We start from the raw sequence: 23605 nt of genomic DNA on the forward strand, positions 1-23605 counted from the left end.
CTTTGATCTCGCTGTGCGGGGGGCAAACCCTGCTCCGCCCGCCTGTCACCAATAGACCCTGCCAGACCGAACGATTGTCCGCGCATGTGGTCCGCAATGCCCCGGGGATGTGCGCCCCCGGGGAAGGGTCTGCTTCGGTTCAGACGAAGCGGTTCCAGAGGTTTTCCAGCCGTTCCTGACGGCCCGACTTCGGCTGCGGTTCCAGCCCTTCGGCGGTGACGCGGGCGGCGGCTTCGGCAAGCCCGCCCTTCAGCATGGCTTGGGCGGCGGGGGTGGCCCAACCGGCGTAACGCTCGGCCCGGGCCTTCTCCAACCCGCCGTCTTCCAGCAGGGCGGCGGCGGCTTTCAGGGCGCGGGCGCAGGTGTCCATGCCGCCGACGTGGCCGAGGATCAGGTCTTCGGCGTCAAGGCTTTGGCGGCGGATCTTGGCGTCGAAGTTGGTGCCACCGGTGTGCAGGCCGCCGTTCTTCAGGATCTCGTAATAGGCCAGCGCCATTTCGGGGGTGTTGTTGGGGAACTGGTCGGTGTCCCAGCCGGACTGGTAGTCATTCCGGTTCATGTCGATGGAGCCGAGGATGCCCAGAGAGACCGCCAGCGCCAGTTCGTGTTCGAAGGAATGGCCGGCAAGGATGGCGTGGCCTTGTTCGATATTGACCTTCACCTCTTTCTCCAGCCCGAACTGGACGAGGAAGCCGTAGACGGTTGCCACGTCGTAGTCGTACTGGTGCTTGGAGGGTTCCTGCGGTTTCGGTTCGATCAGGATCGTGCCCTTGAAGCCGATCTTGTGCTTGTACTCGACCACCTGTTGCAGGAAGCGGCCGGCATGTTCGCGCTCGGCCTTGAGGTCGGTGTTGAGCAGGGTTTCATAGCCTTCGCGACCGCCCCAGAGAACGTAGTTCGCCCCGTTCAGCTTGTGGGTGGCGTCCATGTTCGCCTTCACGGTGGCGGCGGCATAGGCGTAGACGTCCGGATCGGGGTTGGTGGCAGCCCCGCTCATCCAGCGGCGGTTGGAGAACATGTTGGCGGTGCCCCAGAGGAGCTTGGTCTTGTGGGTCGCCTGCTTTTGCCCAAGGTAATCAACGAGTTCTTCGAGGTTCCTTGTGCTTTCCGCGAAGGTCGCACCCTCGGGGCGCACGTCGGCGTCGTGGAAGCAATAGAAGGGGGCGCCAAGGATGTCGAACATCTCGAAGGCGGCGTCGGCTTTCAGTTTGGCCAGTGCCATCGTCTCGCCGAACCACGGGCGCAGCAGGGTCTGGCCGCCGAAGGGGTCGTGGCCCTGATACGCGAACGAATGCCAGTAGGCCACGGCGAAGCGCAGGTGGTCTTCCATCCGCTTGCCCATGACCAGTTCATCGGGGTTGTAGTGGCGGAAGGCGAATTCGTTGGTGGAATTCGGGCCCTCGTATGTGATCGCCGGGATGTTCTTGAAGAAATCGGTCATTTTGGGCCTCAGTGGCTGAGTTTCTGAATGGCAGCAGCGGCCGCCTTGTAGCGGGCGTGACCGGCGTCGAAGGCGGCGGTCAGGCGGGTGTCGGGGTCGATGGTGCGGGCGATGGGGGGCATGGTGGCGATTTCGGCGCCACCGCCGGTGGCGGCCATCAGGCCCAGGCGGGCGGCACCCAGCGCGCCGCCGAAGTCACCGGCGGCGGGGACGAGGACGGGGCAATCCAGCGCCGTGGCGATGGCCTTGAGCCAGTAGTCGGATTTCGAGCCGCCGCCGACGGCGAGCAGGCTTTCCAGCTTGGTGCCGGTGGCGGCAAGGGCGTCTCGGCTGTCGCGGAAGGCGAAGGTGACGCCTTCCAGGACGGCGCGGGTGCCTGCGGCGCGGTCGGTCTGGTGTTCAAGGCCCAGAAACGCACCGCGGATGGCGGCGTCGTTCAGGGGGGTCCGCTCTCCGCCAAGGTAGGGCAGGAACAGGGCTTTGCCGGGGGCTTGCAGCGGGCCCAATTCACCGGTGAGGGTGGCGGCGGTCTGGCCGACGAGGGTGGCGTACCAGTTCAGCGCATCTGTTGCCGCCAGCACAACGCCCATCTGGTGCCAGGTGTTGGGCAGGGCGTGGCAGAAGGTGTGGACGGCGGTGGCCGGATCGGGCTGATAGCCGTCATTGGCGGCGAAGAGCACGCCCGAGGTGCCAAGGCTGACAAAGGCCTGACCGGCCTTGACCACGCCGACGCCGACGCCCGCGGCGGCGTTGTCACCCGCGCCGCCCGCCACGACCACGGCTTTCGGCAGGCCCCAGCGGCTGGAAAGTTCGCCGCGGACATGGCCAGAGACGGCGGAGCCTTCGACCAGGCGGGGCATCTGGGCGCGGGTCAGGCCGGTGGCTTTCAAGAGGTCATCCGACCAATCGCGCGCGCCGGTGTCGAACCATGCGGTGCCGGCGGCGTCGGACATTTCGGAGACATGCTCTCCGGTCAGCCAGAGGCGCAGGTAGTCTTTCGGCAGCAGGACCTTGGCGACCTTGGCCCAGATTGCCGGTTCGTGTTTGCGGACCCAGTTCAGCTTGGGTGCGGTGAAGCCCGGGAAGACGATGTTGCCGGTGACGCGGCGGAAGATGGGATCGTGGTCCATCTCTGCCGCTTCCTCGAAGCTGCGGGTGTCGTTCCACAGGATGCATGGCCGCAGCACGTCGTCCGCCCCGTCCAGCAGGGTGGCGCCATGCATGTGGCCCGACAGGCCGATGCCACGGACGGACCCCAGCCCATGGGCCGCCAGCTTGTCAAACACCGCTTCGGCGGCGGTGATCCAGCTGTCGGGGGCTTGCTCGCTCCACCCGTCATGCGGGCGCTGGACGGTCAGGGGGGACACGGCTTCCGCCACCACCTTCTGATCGTCGTTGATGAGAATGCCCTTCAGGCCCGAGGTGCCAAGGTCCAGTCCGATATACATCACGCAGCCTTTGCCGGTTTCTTGCCGAGGATGATCATGCCGAGGATGTCTTCATCGGTCACCTCGTTCACATTCACGGTGCCGACCAGCTGGCCGTTCTTCATCACCGAGGCGCGGTCGCAGAGTTTCATGACGTTGTGAATGTCATGTTCGATCAGGAAGATGCCAAGGCCCTGGGCCTTCAGCTCTTCGATCAGCTCTGAGACCATCTGGGTTTCATGCGGACCAAGGGCGGCGGTGGGTTCGTCCATGATCAGGATTTTCGCGTTGAAATAGACCGCGCGGGCGATGGCGACGGACTGGCGCTGGCCGCCGGACAGCGCGGACACCGGCACGTTGAACTTGCGGAAGTTCGGGTTCAGGCGGCCCATGATCTTGCGGGTTTCAGCCTCCATCGCGGATTCGTCGAGGAATCCGCGCGACGACACCAGTTCCCGGCCGAGGAACAGGTTGGAGGCGGCGTCGAGGTTGTCGGCCAGGGCGAGGGTCTGGTAGATCGTTTCGATGTTCTGGGCGCGGGCGTCGCGGGGGTTGTTGATCTCGACCTTCTGGCCGTTGATCAGGATGTCGCCGCTGTCGGCCTTGTAAGCGCCCGACAGGCACTTGATCAGCGTGGATTTGCCCGCACCGTTGTGGCCCAGAAGGCCCACGACCTCACCCGGGTGCAGGTCGACCGTGACGTGATCAACCGCCTTGATGCCCCCGAAGGAAATCGAGATGTCGCGCATCTCGACCAGAGGGGTGCCTTTGACTGCGTTTGCCATGTTGTCCCTCACTTGGTTTTCTTGCGGTAGATGTTGTCGACATAGACCGCCACGACCAGAACCGCGCCGACCACCATGCTTTGGATCGAGGTGTCAAAGCCGATCAGCACCATGCCGGTGCGCAGGGATTCCATGACCAGCGCGCCGAGGATCGCGCCGTAGATCGTGCCGACGCCACCCGCCAGAGAGGTGCCCCCGATGACGGCGGCGGCGATGACGTAGAGCTCGTCCGAGAGGCCAAGCGCGTTGGTGGCCGAGTTCAGGCGGGCCGAGGAGACGACGGCGGAGAGGCCCGCCAGCATGCCCATCAGCGCGTAGATGCGGACCAGCATCCATTTGGTGTTGATGCCGGCCAGGGCCGCCGCCTCGGGGTTGCCCCCGATGGCGAAGACATAGCGGCCAAAGCGGGTGCGGGTCATCAGGAAGGTCATGCAGATGCCGACGACGGCGAGGATCAGGACCGGGATGGCGTAGCCGTGGCTGATGAACAGGCCTTCGGGCGGCACGGTGATGTTGTTGGCGGCGGCATAGGCCTTCACGATGCCGGCGGGCCAGGGGTAGGAGTTGACCAGAAGGGTGGCCCCGATGATCAGGCCGCAGCCGAGGATGGCCATGAAGATCTCGGCCCACATCGGGCGGGTGGCGAACTGGTGCTTTTGCCGGTTGGCGCGGCCCGAGCGCAGCGCCAGCAGCACCGCGACGCAGCCAAGCGCCCCCACGACCCAGCTGCCCCAATAGCCAATCGCCCCGTAAGGCCCGCCGCCCAGCAGGGCGAAGTCGGCATCGACCGGGGAAATCGTCTTGCCGTTGGCGACAAGGAAGGCGGCGCCGCGGAAGAACATCAGCCCGCCGAGTGTGACGATGAAGGAGGGAATGCCAAGATAGGCGATCAGCAGGCCGTTGAAGGTGCCGACGACGATGCCCAGTAGCATGCCGACAATCACGGTGATCACCCAGATCATCGGGCTGCCAAGGCCCAGGTAATCCGGCAGGATGTTGACCTGCAGCACGCCCATGATCATGGCGATGAAGCCGAGGACCGAGCCGACCGACAGGTCGATGTTGCGCGTGACGATGATCAGCACCATCCCCGTCGCCATGATCCCGATCGACGAGGTCTGGACCGACAGGTTCCACAGGTTGCGCGGCGTCAGGAACGCCCCGCCGTCGCGGAAGATCGCGCCGTAGAAGTGAAAGCCCAGCCAGATCACCAGAAGCGCGCCCGCCATGCCCAGAAGGCGGGTGTCGATCTCGGTGGCTTTCAGGAAGCGGGTCACGGGGTTGGCGGCAGCGTCGGCCGTGCTAAGCGGCGGGGTCGGTCGGGTCTGATCGCTCATGCGCTCATCCTCCTCGTCATCTGACCGTTGAAATTCAGGCGGGGAACGGTCTTGCACCGCAACATCCCGCAAAAACGGAGCGGGCAGAGGCCCGGCTCGTCGTAAAGGAAGACCGGCGCCACCCAAGGGCGGCGCCGGAGATCAGGTCAGGCCTTACTTGCAGGCGGCGACGTCGGGCAGGGCACCTTCACAGGCTTGCGCCTTGGTGATGTGGCCGCCGTCGATGGCGAGGTTCAGCGTGTCCTTGGTCAACGCCGTCGGCGTCAGCAGGATCGCGTTCATCTCGACCTTTTTCGGGCCGTCAGAGAACTTCACAGCGCCCTTGATGGCGTCCATCTTGGCGCCGTCTGCCAGCTGTGCGGCGATTTCGCCGGCAGCCTTGCCCAGAGCGCGGCTGTCTTTCCAGACCGAAACGGTCTGGGTGCCACGTGCCACGCGGTTGATCGCGGCAAGGTCACCGTCCTGGCCGCCCAAGGCAACCGTCAGGCCCTGTGCTGCCAAGGCGGCGGCAGCGCCACCGGCCATGCCGTCGTTTTCCGACAGAACGGCGTCAACCTTGTTGTTGTTGGCGGTCAGGATCTGCTCCATGTTCTTCTGAGCATTTTCCGGCTTCCAGCCGTCCGAGAACGACTCGCCGACGATCTTGATATCGCCCTTCTTCACGGCATCGCCGATGACCGACATCATGCCTTGCAGCAGGAAGCCCGCGTTCGGATCGCCCGGGTCGCCCTTGATGATGGCATAGTTGCCCTTCGGAACGGCCTTCGAGACTTCGGTGGCGATGATCTTGCCGACGCCGATGTTGTCGAAGGTCAGATAGAAGGTGCGGTTGTCTTCGATCAGGCGGTCGTAGCCGATGACCGGGATGTTTTCGGCAGCGGCCTTGTCGACGGCCGGCCCGATGGCATCCTTGTCCCAGGCGTTGATGATCAGGACATTGGCGCCTTGCGCGATCAGCGCGTCGACGTCATTGAGCTGCTTTTCCGACGAGGATTGCGCATCGGCGGAGATGTAGGTGTCACCCGCAGCTTCGATCGCGGCCTTCATGGCAGCTTCGTCGATTTTCCAACGCTCTTCCTGGAAGCTGGCCCACGACACGCCAATCTTCTTGCCATTGGCATAAGCGGCGGTCGAAAGACCGGTCGCCGCGATGATCGCGGCCAAAAGTATCTTACGCATTCAAATCCTCCCATGGATGCGGCCAGCGTATGGCCGTCCCTGCAGATTCGCCGGGACTGGGCGGAAATTGCCGCGAATAAATTCAGTTGTCAAAATAAAAGTGATGGGCCACACTGGAACGTGTCGGATTGCGGGCAGATTTTACGCCGCAATGCGGAAAATATGACAGAAGCAGTGACCGAAATCCAAAGTCGTTGCGTAGGGCGGTTGGGCTTTCGTTCGGGGTGTGAAGAAATGCGCAGGGGACTGCCCGGATCATCGGAAGACGACATGCGCGTGGGCTGCGGCCCGCTGATTGCGCCGTGGTCTGAACAGATGCGCCCGCTGCGGCAGCAGATTTTCGACCGGGTGCGCGCCTCGGGTCTGGTGGCGCGGGTGCAGTTGGCCAAGGACCTGGGGGTCTCGCCGGCTTCGGTGACCACGATGACTTCGGAACTGATCGAGGCGGGGCTGATCGAAGAGGTGGCGGTGCCGCGCGAGATCGATTCCGGGCGCGGGCGTCCGGCGGTGGCCTTAGGCGTGCGCGGCGCGGCGCATTGCGTGGTGGGCATGAAACTGTCGGACCGTGAGCATACCGCCGTGGTGGTGGATTTTGCCGGCACCATGCTGGCCGATGCCGCGATTGCGCGCGAGCCCGGACCCTCGACCCTGCCCGCCATGCTGGACGCGGTGGAGCACCTGCTGGATCAGGTCTGCGCCAAGGCCGGGCTGGCGCGGGCCGATCTGTCGGCGGTTGGGATCGGCGTGCCGGGGTTTGTCGATCATACCGAGGGCATGGTGCACTGGTCCTCGACCCTGACCGAACGGGCGGTGCCGCTGGCCTCGGCGGTGCAGGGGCGGCTGGGCCTGCCGGTCACGATCGACAACGATGCCAATCTGGTGGCGCTGGCGGAGCTGTGGTTCGGCGCCGGGCGCGCGCTGGCCGATTTCGCGGTGGTGACGATCGAGCATGGCGTCGGCATGGGCTTTGTGATGAACCACCGCATCTATCGGGGCGCGCAGCGTCTGGGGCTGGAACTGGGCCACACCAAGGTGCAGCTGGACGGCGCGCTGTGCCGCTGCGGCCAGCGCGGCTGTCTGGAGGCCTATGTCGCCGACTATGCCCTCGCGCGCGAGGCGGTGACGGCGCTGAACCTCAACCACAGCCAAAGCCTGTCGATGCCGGTGCTGCTGGAAAGCCTGTATCAGCACGCCAAGGCCGGCAATGGCACGGCGCGCAGCATCTTCCGCCGGGCCGGGCGCTATCTGGCGATGGGGCTGGCCAATGTCGTCAACCTGTTCGATCCCGCGCTGATCATCCTGTCCGGCGAGCGGATGAAGTACGACTATCTTTATGCCGCCGAAACCCTGGCCGAGATGCAGGATCTGGTGATCAACTCGGGCCGTCCCAGACCGCCGATCGAGATCCACGCCTGGGGCGATCTTCTGTGGGCGCATGGCGCGGCGGCGCTGGCGCTGTCGGTGGTCACGGAAAAGGCGCTGGCGGTGCAACGGGATATGGCGGCGCAGTGATGCTTTCGCGGCACTGTCCCCGCGCGGTGTCCGCGTAGGGTGGGGTTGAACCCCACCCTACCAGAGGCGTCAGGCTGCCACGACCGTGTAACCCGCAGCCGCCATCACGCGGTGCAGTTCCTTGTTGCCCTTGGTCGACCATTCCAGCGGCGGCGCCTTCTTGGGGTCCTGCTCGGCTTCCACGACGAACCAGCCTTCATAGCCGTACCCGGCCAGCTTCTTCACGATGGCTTCGAAATCGAGGCTGCCATCGCCCGGCACCGTGAAGGCACCCTTCACCACGGCGTCGAGGAAGCTTTCCTTGCTGCGGTCCAGCGCGTTGATGACATCCATCCGCACGTCCTTGGTGTGGACATGGGTGATCCGGGCATGGTGGTTGTCGATGGCGCGCAAGACGTCGCCGCCGGCAAAGGCCAGGTGGCCGGCGTCAAACAGCAGCGGGATGCCCGCGCCGGAGTGTTTCATGAACAGGTCCAGCTCGGCTTCCGTCTCGATCACCGCGGCCATGTGGTGGTGGTAGGACAGCGGCATGCCCTGTTCGGCGCACCATTCGCCGAACTTGGTCATGTTGCGGGCATAGGCCTTGATCTGCTCTTCGTCGAGTTTCGGCTTCGTGGACAAGGGCTTGGAGCGGTCGCCCTGCACCGAGCGCGCCACTTCGCCGTAAACGATGCACGGCGCCTTGGCTGCGATGAACAGGTCCATCTGGGCGCGGATGCGGTCCTTGTTCTCTTCCAGATCGCCCTCCAGCACGGTGCCCGAGAACCAGCCGCCGCAGACCGAAATCCCGTATTTGGTCAGGATCGGCCCCAGTTCGCCCATGTTCATCGGGAAGCGGCGGCCGGTTTCCATGCCGGTATAGCCTGCGACCGAGGCTTGCCGCAGGCATTCCTCAAGGCTCACGTCATCGGACAGTTCCACCAGATCGTCGTTCCACCAGCAGATCGGGGAAATCCCCAGCTTGGCTTTCAGCATCGCAGCACCTTTGGGTTTGGATTTTCCTTGGCCTAGCGATTCCTCCGATTCCCGGCAAGAGGTGTAGAATAAAAATTCCAAAAATGGCGCATCTTGTCACAGACATGTCATCGTTTCACGTCGGTGTCGCGGGGGATTTTCGGGTTGCGAAAGCGGCCCGGGGGACTATGTTCACCCTCCCTTCCAAAGGAGACTGCCATGGCCAGCCCGCGTCCCATTGCCCAGATCATCGCCAGCGAAATCGCAGCCACGCCGGGTCAGGTTCAGGCGGCAGTGGAGCTGTTGGATGCCGGCTCTACCGTGCCCTTCATCGCGCGCTATCGCAAAGAGGTGACCGGGGGGCTGGATGACACGCAACTGCGCAACCTGGCCGAACGGTTGGTCTATCTGCGCGAATTGCAGGCACGGCGCGAGGGGATTGCCGCCTCGATCACCGAGCAGGGCAAGATGACGGAGGCCCTGGCCAAGGCGATTGCCGGGTCGGTGACGAAGGCGGAGCTGGAAGATCTGTATCTGCCCTACAAGCCCAAGCGCCGGACCAAGGCGATGATTGCGCGGGAACTGGGGTTGCAGGGGCTTTATGAGGCCATCGTGGCGGATCATGCGGCCGATCCGGTGAAGCTGGCGGCGGCTTATGTGAAAGAGGGTGTCCCGGATACCAAGGCCGCGCTGGAGGGGGCGCGGGATATTCTGGCCGAGGGTTTGGCCGAGAATGCCGACCTTCTGGGCCGCCTGCGCCACCATATGAAGCAGGTGGCGCGGCTGTCTGCCAAGGGTGTGGCGGGCAAAGAGGCGGAAGGGGCGAAATTCTCGGACTATTTCGCGCATTCCGAACCCTGGCATTCGGCCCCGAGCCACCGGGTGCTGGCGATGCTGCGCGGGCAGAACGAGGGGGTCCTGGCGCTGGATCTTGAGGTGGACCCAGAGGCTGCGAAGGGCGAAAGCCCCTGTGAACGGGCCTGCGCCGCGGTTGTTGGCGCCTCTGGCCGTGGTCCGGGCGATGCCTGGCTGCGGGAGGCTGCGGCCTGGGCGTGGCGGATCAAGCTGCGCACCAGTCTGACGCTGGACCTGATGGGCGAGATGCGCGAGCGGTCAGAGACCGAAGCGATCCGGGTTTTTGCGCGGAATTTGAAGGACTTGCTCTTGGCCGCGCCGGCCGGGGGGAAGGCCACGATGGGGCTGGACCCCGGCATCCGGACGGGTGTCAAGGTGGCGGTGGTCGATGCCACGGGCAAGGTGGTGGCCACGGATGTCATCTATCCGTTCCAGCCGAAGAGTGAGGTGCGGCAGAGCCAAGTCACCTTGGCGCGGTTGATCGGGGCGCATGGCGTCCGGTTGATCTCGATTGGCAATGGCACCGGGTCTCGGGAGACCGAGAAGCTTGTGGCCGATATGCTGGCGGTCTTGCCGGGCGAGAAGCCCACCAAGGTGATCGTGAGCGAGGCAGGGGCCTCGGTCTATTCGGCGTCGGAACTGGCGGCCAAGGAGTTTCCGGATCTGGATGTGAGTTTGCGGGGGGCTGTCAGCATTGCGCGGCGCTTGCAGGACCCCTTGGCGGAGCTGGTGAAGATCGAACCCAAGGCGATTGGGGTTGGGCAATATCAACATGATGTGGATCAAAGCCGTTTGGGGCGCAGCCTTGGTGAGGTGGTGGAAGACGCCGTGAACGCGGTGGGGGTGGAGTTGAACACGGCCTCGGCCCCCTTGCTGGCGGCGGTTTCCGGGCTTTCGGCGGGCTTGGCGCAGGCGATCGTGGCGCACCGCGATGCGAATGGGCCGTTCAAGACGCGGAAAGAGCTGCTGAAAGTGGCGCGGCTGGGGCCGAAGGCCTTTGAACAGGCGGCAGGGTTCTTGCGCATCCGCGGCGGGGCGGAGCCGTTGGATGCGTCAAGCGTTCACCCGGAGGCCTATGATGTCGCTCGGAAAATCGTGGCGGCCTGTGGGCGGGACATTCGGGCGATCATGGGGGATTCTGCCGCGTTGGCGCGGCTGGACCCGCGGGCCTTTGTCGATGAAAAGTTCGGGTTGCCGACGGTGAAGGACATTCTGGCGGAGTTGGAGAAACCGGGCCGTGACCCACGCCCCGAGTTCAAGACGGCGACCTTTGCCGAAGGTGTCAATGAGATCAAGGACTTGAAGGTTGGGATGCTGCTGGAGGGCACCGTCACCAACGTCGCGGCCTTTGGGGCATTTGTTGATATCGGCGTGCATCAGGACGGTTTGGTGCATGTCAGCCAGTTGGCCGACACGTTCGTGAAAGACCCCCATGCGGTGGTCAAGGCGGGGGATGTTGTGCAGGTGCGGGTGGTCGAGGTGGATGCCGCCAGAAAGCGCATCGCCCTGACAATGAAGAAGGATTCCAGCGGAGCGCGCGAGCAGGTGCGGGAACGGGGGGCCGCGGCACAAGGCCAAGCGGCACCGAAGGGCAAGCCGGGGCCGATGCAGGCGGCGCCGAAAGCGCAGCCGTCCTCGGGCGGGGCTTTTGCCGACGCGTTGAAGGGCAAGTTTCCGGGCCGCTGACGGTTCGCGGCGCGGTCGAAGCCACGAATTTTCGTCGAAAATTCGAGAAAGTCCAATTTTCGACGAAAATTGGAAGCCAGATTTTCGCCGAAAATCTGGCCGCAAAATCTTCGTCGAAGATTTTGGCTTAGCTGGCCGATCCACCGACGGTGAGGCCGCCGATCATCAGGGTGGGTTGACCCACCCCCACCGGAACCCATTGCCCGGCCTTGCCGCAGTTGCCGATGCCGGGGTCAAGCTTGAGGTCGTTGCCGATGGCGCGGATCTGCTTGAGCGCGGTGGCACCGTCGCCGATCAGAGTGGCGCCTTTGACGGCGTTGCCTATCACGCCGTTCTTGACGCGGTATGCCTCGGTGCAGGAGAACACGAACTTTCCGTTGGTGATGTCGACCTGACCGCCACCGAAGCCCACGGCATAGATGCCGTCTTTCAGGCTGGCGACGATGCTTTCGGGGCTGTCGGTGCCGGCCAGCATGTAGGTGTTGGTCATGCGCGGCATCGGGATATGGGCGAAGCTTTCGCGCCGGCCATTGCCAGTGGCGGCCACACCCATCAGGCGGGCGTTCTGGCGGTCTTGCATGTAGCCAACCAGAATGCCGTCTTCGATCAGGACATTGCGCTGCGAGGGCGTGCCCTCGTCATCGACCGAGATCGAGCCGCGACGGTTGGGAATTGTGCCATCGTCCAGTACGGTCACGCCCTTGGCGGCGATCTGCTGGCCCATGAGGCCGGCGAAGGCCGAGGTTTGCTTGCGGTTGAAATCCCCCTCGAGCCCGTGGCCGATGGCTTCGTGCAAGAGGATGCCGGGCCAGCCAGGCCCGAGGACGACATCCATCATCCCGGCCGGGGCGGGTTCGGCGTGCAGGTTGACAAGGGCGATGCGCAAGGCTTCGCGCAATTGGGCTTGCCAGAAGGCGGGTTCCAGCAGGGCGGCCAGACCGTGGCGGCCGCCGCCACCGGTGCCGCCTTGTTCGCGCTTGCCGTTTTCCTCGACCACGACCGAGACGTTCAGGCGGGCCATCGGGCGGATGTCGGACAGGCGCAGGCCTTCGGGGCGCAGGATCTCGACCTCTTGCAGGCCGGCGGCGATGGTTGCCGAGACCTGGATGACACGGGGGTCAAGCGCGCGGGCGTAGGCGTCAATCTCTTTCAGGATGTCGATCTTGGCGGCGAAGACGGCATCGGCCATCGGATCGGCATCGGTGTAAAGCTTGATGTTGGTGCCCTTGGGGGGCGGGGCCATGGTGCCGCCGCCATCGCCCACCGCCAGTTTCGTGGTCTCGGACGCACGCTTCATGGCGGATTCGGAGATTTCGGTGGCATGGGCATAGCCTGCGACTTCGCCGCGCACGGCGCGCAGGCCAAAGCCTTCGGAGGCGTCGTAGCTGGCGGTCTTGATGCGGCGGTCATCCAGCACGATGGCCTCGGACCGGCGGCGTTCGAGGAACAGCTCGCCGTCATCGGCGCCGGATGTGGCGTCGCGCAGGATGGCCAGGGCGGCGGCCTCGTCGAGGTTGGTTTCAAACGGGCGGAAGGGGGCGTCGGTCATGTCGGGGGCTTTCCAAGGGATGGATGCAACCTAGGTGTTGCGCGAGGGCATCGCAAGGCGGCGGCGATGACTTCCTTGTGGCGGGGCAGGGTGCGGTTGCCCCGTTCTGTGGGCGCCACCTGTTGCCGGAGCGGGCGAAGCGGTGGGCAAATTCGGGCGCCGGGCCTTGAAACTGCAGCCAGCGCACCATCTTCCTCTTCACTTTCTCTTGTCGCCGCCCGGCTAATATGGTTTCAGGAGCGACAGAAACAACGGGATTCTGCCTGGCATCAGGCATGTCCGAAATAGGCGGCGGGACAGCCGCGTAGGGAACGGGAATTGAACATGAGTGTTATGACCCAACTTCGCGGTCTTTCGTCTCTGGTGCTGGCCGGTGTGACGACTTTGGCGCTGGCTGGTTCGGCAGCGGCAGAGGCTTTGCAGGAAATCGGCGTTCCGCAGGCGGAGAAGATGGGCTTTCAGCCGCCGTCGACCCCGGTTGCCGTGGAAGCGCAGGGGCTTGAGACGATGGTCATGTGGATCATCTCGGTGATCACGGTGTTTGTCTGTGTGTTGCTGCTGTATGTGATCTTCCGCTTCAACGCCAAGCGCAACCCGGTGCCGGCGAAGTTCACCCACAACACGCCGCTGGAAGTGGCATGGACGCTGGTGCCGATCCTGGTGCTGGTGTTCGTGGGCTCGTTCTCGCTGCCGGCGCTGTTTGATCAGATGGAAATTCCTGCGGCCGATCTGACCGTGAAGGTCACCGGCAACCAGTGGTTCTGGTCCTATGCCTATCCGGATGCGAACGTGTCGTTCGACTCGGTTCTGCTGGAGAAGAAGGATCTGGCCGCGGCGGGCTACAAGGACAGCGACTATCTGCTGGCCGTCGACAACGCGCTGGTCGTGCCGGTGAACAAGGTGGTCAAGGTCGAGATGACCGGGGCTGACGTGATCCACGCCTGGGCTGTGCCGGCGTTTGCTGTGATGCACTCGGCCGTGCCGGGCCGTCTGGGCGAGACCTGGTTCAAGGCGACGCAGGAAGGCATCTACTTCGGCCAGTGCACCACGCTGTGCGGTCAGGGCCACGCCTACATGCCGATCGAAGTGAAGGTTGTGAGCCAGGAAGCCTACGACAAGTGGCTGGAGCAGGCCAAGGGCGGCAACTATCAGCTCGCCTCGAACTGAGGTTTGCGGCGGAACCAATGGCAGGGGCCCCCGCGCGGGGGCCTTCGTCTTGCAGGGACTAGGGAAAGCTGGGCACATGACGGATACGCAGGTTTTCAGTGACGCGGGCGCAAGCGCTGACGTTGCGGCGGCCGAGCCGGGCTTTGGCGATTTCGTGCAGCTTCTGAAGCCGCGCGTGATGTCTTTGGTCATCTTCACGGCCTTTGTGGGGATGATCGTGGCGCCGGTGCATCTGCCGCCGGTGGCCTCTTTCACCGCGATCCTGTTCATCGCGCTTGGCGCGGGGGCGTCCGGTGCGCTGAACATGTGGTGGGATGCCGATATTGATGCGCTGATGCGGCGGACCATGAAGCGCCCGGTGCCGTCGGGCCGCGTGCAGCCGGGCGAGGCCTTGGGGCTTGGCATGGCGCTGTCGGTGGCTTCGGTGATCATGCTGGCGCTGGCGGCCAATCTGTTGGCGGCGGGGCTGCTGGCCTTCACCATCTTCTTTTACGTTGCGATCTATTCGATCTGGCTGAAGCGCCTGACGCCGCAGAACATCGTGATCGGTGGCGCGGCCGGGGCTTTCCCGCCGATGATCGGCTGGGTGGCGATGACCGGGTCAGTCTCGCTGGAAGCCTTCCTGATGTTCGCGCTGATTTTCATGTGGACGCCGCCGCACTTCTGGGCCTTGGCGCTGTTCATGAAGGACGACTATTCCAAGGCCGGGATTCCGATGCTGACGGTGACGCATGGCCGCAAGTCCACCCGGCGGCATGTCATGGTCTACACGGTTCTGCTGGCCCCTGTGGCGCTGGCGCTGGGGTTCACCTCGATTGGCGGGCCGGTCTATCTGGCAACTGCGGCGGTCTTGAACGCGGTCTTCCTGTGGGGGGCCTGGCGCATCGTGCGGCGTGACGAGGTCATGGCCGAAGCGGACAAGTACAAGGTGGAAAAGAAAGTCTTCACCTTCTCGTTGCTTTACCTTTTCGGGCATTTCGGCGCATTGCTGGCTGAGGCCGTGCTGCATGGCCTTGGATACGGAGCACTGTGATGGCCTTCAAACCCGAGCATGAAATTTACGGTCGCCGCCTGTCGCGCAACGTGGGCGTGGGCGTGGCGCTGGCGGCTTTCGTCATCCTGTCCTTCGCGCTGACGGTCGAGAAGGTGACGCATGGCGACCCGATGCACGCCCTTGAGGGCAAGGGCGCGGTCAATCCCGACGGCACGCCGATCGTGCCCGGTGCCGTGGTTCAGGACGGCAACTGATGACCGAGCGTACCCCTCAACAAAAGACGGCGCGCTGGCTGGTGCTGGTGGCACTGGTCATGGTGTCGCTGTCGTTTGCGGCGGTGCCGTTCTATTCGTGGTTCTGCAAGACGACCGGCTTTGGCGGCACGACCTCGGTCGCCAAGCACGCGCCCGCACAGCCGCTGGAGCAGACGGTGACGGTGCGCTTTGACGCCTCCAAGGACCGCGACATGCCCTGGACCTTCAAGCCGGTGCAGAATTCCATGGTCCTGCACATCGGCGAGACGGGGCTGGCGTTCTTTGAGGCCTCTAACCCGACCGACCATGCCGTGGCGGGGCAGGCCAGCTACAATGTCACCCCGGATGCGGCGGGCGGCTACTTCACCAAGATCGCCTGTTTCTGCTTCACCGCCCAGATTCTGCAGCCGGGTCAGACCGTGCAGATGCCCGTCACCTTCTACGTTGACCCTGCCATCGTGAACGACCGCGAAAGCAAATATGTCAACGAGATCACCCTATCCTACACGTTCCACCAAATCCCGCTGGATGTCGCCGAGGCAGCCCTTGCCCAGACGACGTCCAAGCCGATAAACTGACACATAAGAAACGAGGGAGCCCGAGCCATGGCCACCGAAGCTGCGCACGCCAAGAACCACGACTACCATATTCTGCCGCCGTCGCTGTGGCCCTTCCTGGGGGCCGTGTCGGCCTTCCTGATGCTGGGCGGCATGGTGATTTGGATGAACCACGGCGCTTCGACCCGGGGCACGCCGTTTGTGGCGCTGATCGGGCTGCTGGGGGTGTTGTACACCATGTACGGCTGGTGGTCGGCGGTCATCCGCGAGGCCAACACCGGCGACCATACCCCGGTCGTCCGCATCGGCCTGCGCTATGGCTTCATCATGTTCATCATGTCCGAAGTGATGTTCTTTGCCGCCTGGTTCTGGACCTTCTTCAAGCACCGTCTGTATCCGATGGGACCGCTGAGCCCGATCCAGGACGGTGTCTGGCCGCCCGCCGGGATCGAGACCTTCAACCCCTGGCACCTGCCGATCATCAACACGCTGATCCTGCTGTGCTCGGGTGCGGCGGCGACCTGGGCGCACCATGCGCTGGTGCATGACAACAACAACCGCAAGGACATGAAGCAGGGGTTGGCGCTGGCCGTCATTCTGGGCGTGATGTTCACCTGCTTCCAGGCTTACGAATACGCCCATGCGGGCTTCTCGTTTGCCGGCAACATCTATGGCGCGTCGTTCTTCATGGCGACGGGCTTCCACGGCGCCCACGTCATCATCGGGTCGATCTTCCTGCTGATCTGCCTGATCCGCACCTATCAGGGCGATTTCACCCCCGAGGCCCACATCGGCTTTGAAGCGGCAGCCTGGTACTGGCACTTCGTGGACGTGGTCTGGCTGTTCCTGTTCGCGGCGGTCTACGTCTGGGGTCAGGGCTGACCCCAAGGCTGGGGGGCTTCGCGTCCCCCCAGACCCCCCTGCGGGATATTTGGACCTGGATGAGAAGGGGGCGCGGGGTTTGCGCCCCTTTTGCTTTGGCGGAGAGATGTGATGCGGCGGATGATCGGGCCTGTGCTGTTTGGGGTGATCGGGGTGGCTACTCTGCTCTCGCTGGGCGTTTGGCAGCTGGAGCGGCTGACCTGGAAAGAGGCCAAGCTGGCCGCAATCAACCATATGCTGGTCGATGCGCCGGTGGCTTTGCCTGCCGCCGTGACGCTGGAGGCGGACCGCTATCGCGGGGTGACCGTGACCGGCGCCTACACGGGCGAAGTGGTTTTCAAGCTGGACAGCCTGCAGGATCAGGGCCCGGGCAAGAAGGTGATTGCGGTGTTCCAGACCGCCGATGGGCGGCGGGTTCTGGTGGACCGGGGGATCTGGCTGGATGGCACCACGGCCACGCCGGCGGCCGGGCATGCAGCGACCGTGGTCGGCAATCTGGACTGGCCGCAGGAGGCTGACAGCTACACGCCGCCGCCCGACCCCAAGACCGGGTTGTGGTTTGCCCGCGATGTGCCGGCGATGGCCAGGGTCCTCAACACCGAGCCGACACTTATTGTCGCGCGCGCACCCACCGGTGACGGGATTGTGCCGATGCCGCTGGACACATCCTCTATTCCCAATGACCACTGGCAATATGCCATGACATGGTTTTCGTTGGCTCTTGTCTGGTTCGTGATGACAGTCTTTCTGTTGTGGCGTATCAGGCAGCAAAGTTCGAAGGCGGCATGATGCGTTATATCTCTACCCGGGGTACGGCCCCGGTCCTGACATTCGGCGAAGCGATGATGACCGGGCTGGCGCGCGATGGCGGGCTTTATGTGCCCCAAGCGGTGCCGCAGTTTTCAAGTGCGGACTTCGCGGCACTGGCGGGCAAGTCTTATGAAGAGATTGCCTTTGCGGTGATGAAGCCCTTCATGGGCGATACCTTCACGGATGACGAATTCCGAGGGCTGATCGCCAAGGCCTATGCGGGATTTGGCCATCCGGCGCGGGCGCCCTTGAAGCAGCTGGCCCCGAACCATTTCCTGCTGGAGCTGTTCCACGGGCCGACGCTGGCCTTCAAGGACTTCGCCATGCAGTTGATCGGGCAGATGATGCAGGCGGACTTGGCCAAGTCGGGCGAACGGATCACCATTGTCGGCGCGACCTCGGGCGATACCGGGTCGGCGGCGATCGAGGCGTTTCGGGGCTTGGCCAATGTCGATGTGTTCATCCTGTTCCCGCATGGCCGGGTCAGTGATGTGCAGCGGCGGCAGATGACAACCCCGACCGAGGCGAATGTCCATGCGCTGGCGATTGACGGGTCATTTGACGATGCGCAGGCGCGGGTCAAGGACATGTTCAACGACTTCGCCTTCCGCGACGGCGTTCGGCTGGCGGGCGTGAACTCGATCAACTGGGCGCGGGTGCTGGCGCAGGTGGTGTACTATGTCAGCAGCGCGGTGAGCCTTGGCGCGCCGCATCGGAAGGTCAGCTTCACGGTGCCGACGGGAAATTTCGGTGACATTTTCGCCGGGTATATCGCGCGCTCGATGGGGTTGCCGATTGAGCAACTGGTGATCGCCACCAATCAGAACGACATTCTGGATCGGGCGCTGCGATCTGGTGCCTATGCGATGGATGGCGTGAAGCCGTCGATCAGCCCCTCGATGGACATTCAGGTGTCGTCGAACTTCGAACGCGCCTTGTTTGATGCCTACGGGCGGGATGGGGCGGCGGTTGCAGCCCTGATGGACGAGGTAAAGGCGGGCGGGTTCACGATTTCGCAAGCCGCTTTGCAGATGCTGCGGGCGACCTTTGCGTCGGGGCGGTGTTCGGAAGCGGAGACGCTGGCGACGATCCAGCGCACCTTTGCCGAGACCGGCGAGTTGCTGTGTCCGCATGGCGCGGTGGGGGTCAAGGTGGCGGAAGAGCATTTGGGGCCTGTCCCGATGATCACGCTGGCCACGGCGCATCCGGCGAAGTTCCCGGATGCGGTTGAGCAAGCCTCGGGCCTGCGGCCCGGCTTGCCGCCGCGCATGGCGGATTTGTTTGACCGGCCCGAACGGGTCACACGGGTGCCCAATGACCTTGGTGCCCTTCAATCTTTGGTCCGCGAAAGGATCGCCCGGTGACTGTACGCCTGACCACGCTCGACAATGGCCTTCGGATCGTGACCGAGCATATGGCGGGGCTGAAAAGCGCCTCTGCCGGGATTTGGGTGATGGCGGGCGGGCGGCATGAGCGGCCTGAACAGAACGGCATTGCCCACTTTCTGGAGCATATGGCCTTCAAAGGGACCGAAAAACGCACGGCCTTGCAGATTGCCGAGGAGATCGAGGACGTTGGTGGATATATCAACGCCTATACCTCGCGTGAGATGACGGCCTATTACGCGCGGGTGTTGGAAAGCGATGTGGGGCTGGCGCTGGATGTGATTGGGGATATCGTCCTCAACCCCGCCTTCCATGAGGCGGATATCGAGACCGAACGGCATGTCATCCTGCAGGAAATCGGGCAGGCGCTGGATACGCCGGACGATATCGTGTTCGACTGGCTGCAAGAGGTGTCCTACCCCGACCAACCGTTTGGCCGCACGATCCTTGGGCCCGAGGAGCGGGTTGGCGCGTTTTCGGCTGCGGATCTGAAGGGCTTTGTCGGTGAACGCTATGCGCCCGGAGAGATGATCCTGTCGGCGGCGGGGGCGGTGGACCATGACGCCATCGTGCGCGAGGCGCAGGCCACGTTCGGCGGATTAAAGGCGCGGCCCGCGCTGGGGTTCGACGTGGCGCGTTTTGCCGGGACCGAGCGGCGCGAGGTCAAGGATTTGGAGCAGGTCCATTTCGCCATGGCCTTTGACGGGCCGGGCTATCGCCATGCCGATGTGCATACGGCGCAGGTCTATGCCACGGCGATGGGCGGCGGCATGTCCTCGCGTCTGTTCCAGAAGATCCGCGAAGAGCGGGGCCTGTGCTACTCGATCTTCGCGCAGGCGGGTGCTTATGAGGATGCAGGTCAGATCACCTTGTATGCCGGAACCTCGGAGGACGAGATCGAGGATCTGATGCATCTGACGATGGATGAGATGAAGCGCGCGGCCGAAGACATGACCGACGCCGAAGTGGCGCGGGCGCGGGCCCAGATCAAGGCCGGGATGCTGATGGGGCTGGAAAGCGCCTCGTCCCGGGCAGAACGGATTGCGCGGCTGATGGCGATCTATGGCCGGGTGCCGGATGTCGACGAGGTGGTGGCCAAGATCGACGCCGTCACCACGGCGGATGTGCGCCGCTTTGCCGAAGGGCTGACCACGGCGGGATCGGCGCTGGCGCTGTACGGCCCGGTTGAGGCGGCCCCGACGCTGGAGGCAATCCGGGAAAGGTTGCGCGGCTGATGTTCGGCCTGAAGAAGAAGCCGAAGATCGAGACAGAGCGCATGACGCTGCGCTTGCCCAGCCATGCCGATTACCGCACCTGGGCCGAGTTGCGCGAAGGATCCGCCGATCATCTGGTGCAATGGGAGCCGGTGCGGGCGCCCGATCATCTGTCCCGCAAGGCCTTTACCAACCGGGTCTACTGGGCGGCGCGGGCCGAGGCGCAGGGCACGGCGCTGCCGCTTATGCTGATCCGCCGGGCCGACAACCTGCTGATCGGGGCGATTACGCTGGACAATATCCGCCGCGGGCCGGTGCAGGCGGGGACTTTGGGCTATTGGATCGGCCGGCCCCACGCCCGGCAAGGCTATATGCGCGAGGCGATCCAGTCGGTCGTGCATCACGCCTTTCAGGTGATGGACCTGAGCCGGATCGAGGCGGCCTGCCTGCCGGAGAATGCGCCCTCGCGCGGGGTGCTGGAGAAATGTGGCTTCAAGTATGAAGGGGTGGCGCAAAGCTACCTGCAGATCAACGGGCGCTGGCGCAACCACGTGCTTTACGCCAATCTGCGCCATGACCGGCGCGGCAAGACCGAGGTCGGGTAACGGGGCCCTTGCTGGGCTGCGCACCCCCCTTGGGGCACTCTGGCGGGATATTTCCGCGAATGTGAAAGGGGGAAGAAGGTGGAGCCTTTGATCCTGATGTTGCGCGGGGTGAATGTCTCGGGCGCCAACACGCTGCCGATGGCGGCCTTTCGCGAGATGCTGACGGGGTTGGGGCTGCGGCGGGTGCAGACCTATATCCAAAGCGGCAATGCGGTGTTTCTGGGCGAGCGGGACGGGCTTGAAGCCCGGGTGGCCGATGGGTTGCGGACCAATTTCGGGCTGACGGTGCCGATCTTCGTGCGGACCTTGGACGCGATGGCCACGACCCTGACGGCCAATCCCTTCGCGGCAGAGGGCGCTTTGGAGGGCGCCAAGGTGCATATCCTGTTCCTGCAGGGCGATGTCACGCTCAAGCCCGGGCTGGAGGCCCATGCCACCCGCGGAGAGCGCTTTCATCTGGGGCAGGGGGCCTTCTATCTGCACACGCCGCAGGGCTTTGGCACCTCATCGGTGGTGGAAAAGCTGCCGCGCTATCTGAAGGGCGCGATGACGGCGCGCAATCAACGCTCGGCCCTGGCCATTCTGGATATGGCGCGGGGATTGACGGGAACGTGATTGCGCGCGGGTGGGCTTCGGTGGCAGGCTGGCGTCATGCGGTGGTTGCTGGCCCTTTTGCTGATCTTGCCGGTCTGGGCGCGGGCAGAGACCCTGCCCTCGGACTGCGTTGCTTTGGCTGATACCGGCGCCACCGTGATCCCGGCGCGCTATGGGGTGCCGCCACCCGCAGGTCTGGTGCGGATCCGCTACATCGACCATGCGATGTTCGCCATCGAAACGCCGGGCGGCTTGATGGCCGTGACCGATTACAACGGCAAGATCGGCAATGCGGATGTGGTGCCTGACATCGTCACGATGAACAACTACCATGACAGTCATTTCACCAACCACCCCGACCCCCGCATTCCTTTGGTGATCAAGGGCTGGGGGCCCCCGGGTCAGCCGGCGGCGGTCGACATTGACTTGGGCGAGATGCGGCTGCGCAATGTCACCAGCGACCTGCGCGGGCCCTTTGGCGAGGGGGCGCGCAAGGACGGCAACTCGATCTTCATCTTCGAGGTGGCGGGGTTGTGCATCGTGCATCTGGGCCATCTGCATCAGATCCTGACGCCCAGCCAGTTGGCCTTGATCGGGCGGGTCGATGTGCTGATGGTGCCGGTGGATGGCGAATACACCATGTCGCAAGCCGCGATCATCGGCGTGGTGCGGTCGCTGCACCCGCGCATCGTGCTGCCGATGCACTGGTTCACGCCCGAGATTCTGGCGCAGTTTCTGGTGGACATGAAGGCCAATTACCCCGCGCATATCGTGGGGGGACCGGAAATCGAGGTCTCTCGGCAGGGTCTGCCACTGGCCCCCGAGATTGATGTTCTGACGCCGCAACCTTTCCCCTGAGGATGCGAGGCGCTAAGACGGGGGCAAGGAGACCCGATATGCTCAACCCCGCCGACCCCGCTTTTCTGTCCGCCCTTGAAGGCCAACTGCCGCCCGGTACGCTGCGCCCGGCAGAGCCGCGCTATCTGGAGGAGCCGCGTGGCAAATGGCGGGGTGAGGCGGCGGCGGTGGCCTGCCCTGATTCCACCGAAGCGGTGGCGGCGATCGTCAAGGCGGCGGCGGCGTCGCGGGTGGGCATCGTGCCATGGGGCGGTGGCACCGGGCTGGTGGGGGCGCAGGTGATGTCCGACGGGCCCTTGCCGCTGATCGTGTCACTGGAGCGGATGAACCGCATCCGCGGCATTTTCCCGGCCGAAAACGTACTGTTGGCCGAGGCGGGGGTCATCCTGTCGGATGTCCACAAGGCGGCCGAGGCGGTGGGGCGGATTTTTCCGCTGACGCTGGCCAGTCAGGGCTCGTGTCGGATCGGCGGCAATCTGGCCACCAATGCGGGCGGGGTGAATGTGGTGCGCTATGGCAATGCACGCGATCTGTGTCTGGGGCTGGAGGCGGTGCTGCCGGATGGCAGCATCTGGCATGGGCTCAAGCGGCTGCGCAAGGACAACACCGGCTATGATCTGCGCGGGCTGCTGATCGGGGCAGAGGGGACCTTGGGCGTGATCACCGCCGCCAGCCTGCGGCTTTTCCCGCAGCCCAAGGCCGAAGGCGCCGCGCTGATGGTGGTGCCGGACCCGGCCGCCGCACTGGCGCTTCTTGCCATGGCCCAGGACCGGCTGGGCGGCGTCTCGGCCTTCGAACTGATCGCCGGCATGGGGCTGGAGTTTCTGGCCGAGACGATGCCGCAGATCCGTCAGCCCTTTGCCGACAAGCCGGATTGGATGGTGCTGATTGACATCGGTCTGGCCGTGGGCGCGCCGGAGGAGGCCTTGACCGATCTGTTCGCCGAAGCCTTGCAAGCGGGGTTGGTCACCGATGGCATCATCGCGCAAAGCGGTGCGCAACGGGCCCGGTTCTGGGAGCTGCGCGAGACGATCCCTTTGGCCAACCGCGCCGTTGGGGCCATCGCCAGCCATGACATCGCGCTGCCCTTGGGCGAGGTTGCGGGCTTCATCCGCGACGCGGGGCCGGCGCTGGCGGCCCTTGGCCGGTGGCGTATCAACTGCTTCGGCCATCTGGGCGATGGCAACCTGCATTACAACGTCTTCCCGCCGAAAGGTGAAAAGCCCTCGGCCTACAAGGCGATGGTCGGGCCGGTGCAGGATCTTGTGCATGCCATGGCGGTGGCGCGCGGCGGGTCCTTCAGCGCCGAACATGGCATCGGCCGGCTGAAGGTGGCCGATCTGGAGCGCTATGGCGATCCGGCCAAGCTGGCGGCGATGCGGGCGGTCAAAGCCGCGCTGGACCCCTTTGGCATCATGAACCCGGGGGCCGTGCTGCGCTGAAGCGCCCTTTTCATACTTGTGCAAATATCCCCGGGTGGGTCCGGGAGGGCAGGCGGCCCTCCCGGCCTGAATGAAGCAGGCAGGGGCCAAGAAACCAGCACGCCCTGCCGGAGAACCG

The 23605-nt window shown here is 64.4% G+C and carries 21 protein-coding genes; 14 read left to right on the forward strand and 7 right to left on the reverse strand.

The features are described 5' to 3' along the window. Nucleotides 1-139 precede the first annotated feature (139 nt). From xylA to AC1Y2B_RS04675, 5 genes are all read right to left on the reverse strand, one after another. Complete coding sequence (gene xylA / locus AC1Y2B_RS04655) at nucleotides 140-1441, reverse strand: xylose isomerase (protein WP_482251899.1); 1302 nt, start codon at nucleotides 1439-1441, stop codon at nucleotides 140-142. An 8-nt stretch (nucleotides 1442-1449) separates the two neighbouring features. Further along, nucleotides 1450-2889, reverse strand: a complete 1440-nt coding sequence (gene xylB / locus AC1Y2B_RS04660) for a xylulokinase (RefSeq protein WP_482251900.1) — start codon at nucleotides 2887-2889, stop codon at nucleotides 1450-1452. Then, nucleotides 2889-3653: an ATP-binding cassette domain-containing protein gene (locus AC1Y2B_RS04665; protein ID WP_482251901.1), complete on the reverse strand. Its 765-nt coding sequence runs from the start codon at nucleotides 3651-3653 to the stop codon at nucleotides 2889-2891. The genes xylB and AC1Y2B_RS04665 overlap by 1 nt, the downstream gene beginning before the upstream one ends. Nucleotides 3654-3661: 8 nt before the next feature. Continuing rightward, on the reverse strand, nucleotides 3662-4990 hold the full coding sequence (locus AC1Y2B_RS04670; RefSeq protein ID WP_482251902.1) for a sugar ABC transporter permease: 1329 nt from the start codon (nucleotides 4988-4990) through the stop codon (nucleotides 3662-3664). A gap of 153 nt (nucleotides 4991-5143) precedes the next feature. Beyond that, the gene (locus AC1Y2B_RS04675; protein WP_482251903.1) at nucleotides 5144-6169 is read right to left on the reverse strand and encodes a substrate-binding domain-containing protein; all 1026 of its coding nucleotides are present in this window, start codon (nucleotides 6167-6169) and stop codon (nucleotides 5144-5146) included. A gap of 234 nt (nucleotides 6170-6403) precedes the next feature. On the opposite strand from AC1Y2B_RS04675, the gene AC1Y2B_RS04680 reads away from it, so the two are divergent. Next, nucleotides 6404-7681: an ROK family protein gene (locus AC1Y2B_RS04680; protein WP_482251904.1), complete on the forward strand. Its 1278-nt coding sequence runs from the start codon at nucleotides 6404-6406 to the stop codon at nucleotides 7679-7681. Between the two features lie 69 nt (nucleotides 7682-7750). On the opposite strand, the gene iolE is transcribed toward AC1Y2B_RS04680, so the two are convergent. Beyond that, nucleotides 7751-8656 (reverse strand): myo-inosose-2 dehydratase, encoded by a 906-nt coding sequence (gene iolE, locus AC1Y2B_RS04685; protein WP_482251905.1) that lies wholly within the window; start codon nucleotides 8654-8656, stop codon nucleotides 7751-7753. A 198-nt stretch (nucleotides 8657-8854) separates the two neighbouring features. Here iolE and AC1Y2B_RS04690 point away from each other — a divergent pair, with 198 nt between their 5' ends. Then, on the forward strand, nucleotides 8855-11176 hold the full coding sequence (locus tag AC1Y2B_RS04690; RefSeq protein WP_482251906.1) for a Tex family protein: 2322 nt from the start codon (nucleotides 8855-8857) through the stop codon (nucleotides 11174-11176). A gap of 127 nt (nucleotides 11177-11303) precedes the next feature. Here AC1Y2B_RS04690 and tldD read toward each other — a convergent pair whose 3' ends face one another. After that, nucleotides 11304-12725, reverse strand: coding sequence for a metalloprotease TldD (tldD, locus tag AC1Y2B_RS04695; RefSeq protein ID WP_482251907.1), 1422 nt, complete (start codon nucleotides 12723-12725; stop codon nucleotides 11304-11306). 333 nt (nucleotides 12726-13058) lie between these two features. On the opposite strand from tldD, the gene coxB reads away from it, so the two are divergent. The 12 genes from coxB (at nucleotide 13059) to AC1Y2B_RS04755 (ending at nucleotide 23487) form a co-directional block, all read left to right on the forward strand. Then, nucleotides 13059-13892, forward strand: a complete 834-nt coding sequence (gene coxB, locus AC1Y2B_RS04700) for a cytochrome c oxidase subunit II (RefSeq protein ID WP_482252036.1) — start codon at nucleotides 13059-13061, stop codon at nucleotides 13890-13892. 76 nt (nucleotides 13893-13968) lie between these two features. Then, on the forward strand, nucleotides 13969-14925 hold the full coding sequence (gene cyoE, locus AC1Y2B_RS04705; RefSeq protein WP_482251908.1) for a heme o synthase: 957 nt from the start codon (nucleotides 13969-13971) through the stop codon (nucleotides 14923-14925). After that, nucleotides 14925-15140 carry a hypothetical protein gene (locus tag AC1Y2B_RS04710; RefSeq protein ID WP_482251909.1) on the forward strand — a complete coding sequence of 72 codons (216 nt, stop codon included), beginning with the start codon at nucleotides 14925-14927 and terminating at the stop codon, nucleotides 15138-15140. The genes cyoE and AC1Y2B_RS04710 overlap by 1 nt, the downstream gene beginning before the upstream one ends. Next, on the forward strand, nucleotides 15140-15718 hold the full coding sequence (locus tag AC1Y2B_RS04715; RefSeq protein ID WP_482251910.1) for a cytochrome c oxidase assembly protein: 579 nt from the start codon (nucleotides 15140-15142) through the stop codon (nucleotides 15716-15718). Before AC1Y2B_RS04710 ends, AC1Y2B_RS04715 begins: the two co-directional genes overlap by 1 nt. Nucleotides 15719-15745: 27 nt before the next feature. Further along, complete coding sequence (locus AC1Y2B_RS04720; protein WP_482251911.1) at nucleotides 15746-16579, forward strand: cytochrome c oxidase subunit 3; 834 nt, start codon at nucleotides 15746-15748, stop codon at nucleotides 16577-16579. Nucleotides 16580-16690: 111 nt separating this feature from the next. After that, nucleotides 16691-17368 (forward strand): SURF1 family protein, encoded by a 678-nt coding sequence (locus tag AC1Y2B_RS04725; protein WP_482251912.1) that lies wholly within the window; start codon nucleotides 16691-16693, stop codon nucleotides 17366-17368. Then, entirely contained in the window at nucleotides 17368-18753 is a 1386-nt protein-coding gene (thrC, locus tag AC1Y2B_RS04730) for a threonine synthase (RefSeq protein ID WP_482252037.1), read from the forward strand. Before AC1Y2B_RS04725 ends, thrC begins: the two co-directional genes overlap by 1 nt. Next, nucleotides 18750-20009 (forward strand): M16 family metallopeptidase, encoded by a 1260-nt coding sequence (locus tag AC1Y2B_RS04735; RefSeq protein ID WP_482251913.1) that lies wholly within the window; start codon nucleotides 18750-18752, stop codon nucleotides 20007-20009. The genes thrC and AC1Y2B_RS04735 overlap by 4 nt, the downstream gene beginning before the upstream one ends. Continuing rightward, entirely contained in the window at nucleotides 20009-20593 is a 585-nt protein-coding gene (locus AC1Y2B_RS04740; RefSeq protein WP_482251914.1) for a GNAT family N-acetyltransferase, read from the forward strand. Before AC1Y2B_RS04735 ends, AC1Y2B_RS04740 begins: the two co-directional genes overlap by 1 nt. Before the next feature lie 78 nt (nucleotides 20594-20671). Then, nucleotides 20672-21208, forward strand: coding sequence for a DUF1697 domain-containing protein (locus AC1Y2B_RS04745; RefSeq protein WP_482251915.1), 537 nt, complete (start codon nucleotides 20672-20674; stop codon nucleotides 21206-21208). Between the two features lie 36 nt (nucleotides 21209-21244). Continuing rightward, the gene (locus AC1Y2B_RS04750; RefSeq protein ID WP_482251916.1) at nucleotides 21245-22045 is read left to right on the forward strand and encodes an MBL fold metallo-hydrolase; all 801 of its coding nucleotides are present in this window, start codon (nucleotides 21245-21247) and stop codon (nucleotides 22043-22045) included. A 38-nt stretch (nucleotides 22046-22083) separates the two neighbouring features. Continuing rightward, nucleotides 22084-23487, forward strand: coding sequence for an FAD-binding oxidoreductase (locus AC1Y2B_RS04755; protein WP_482251917.1), 1404 nt, complete (start codon nucleotides 22084-22086; stop codon nucleotides 23485-23487). Nucleotides 23488-23605 lie beyond the last annotated feature (118 nt).

Source organism: Stagnihabitans sp. (assembly GCF_964946895.1).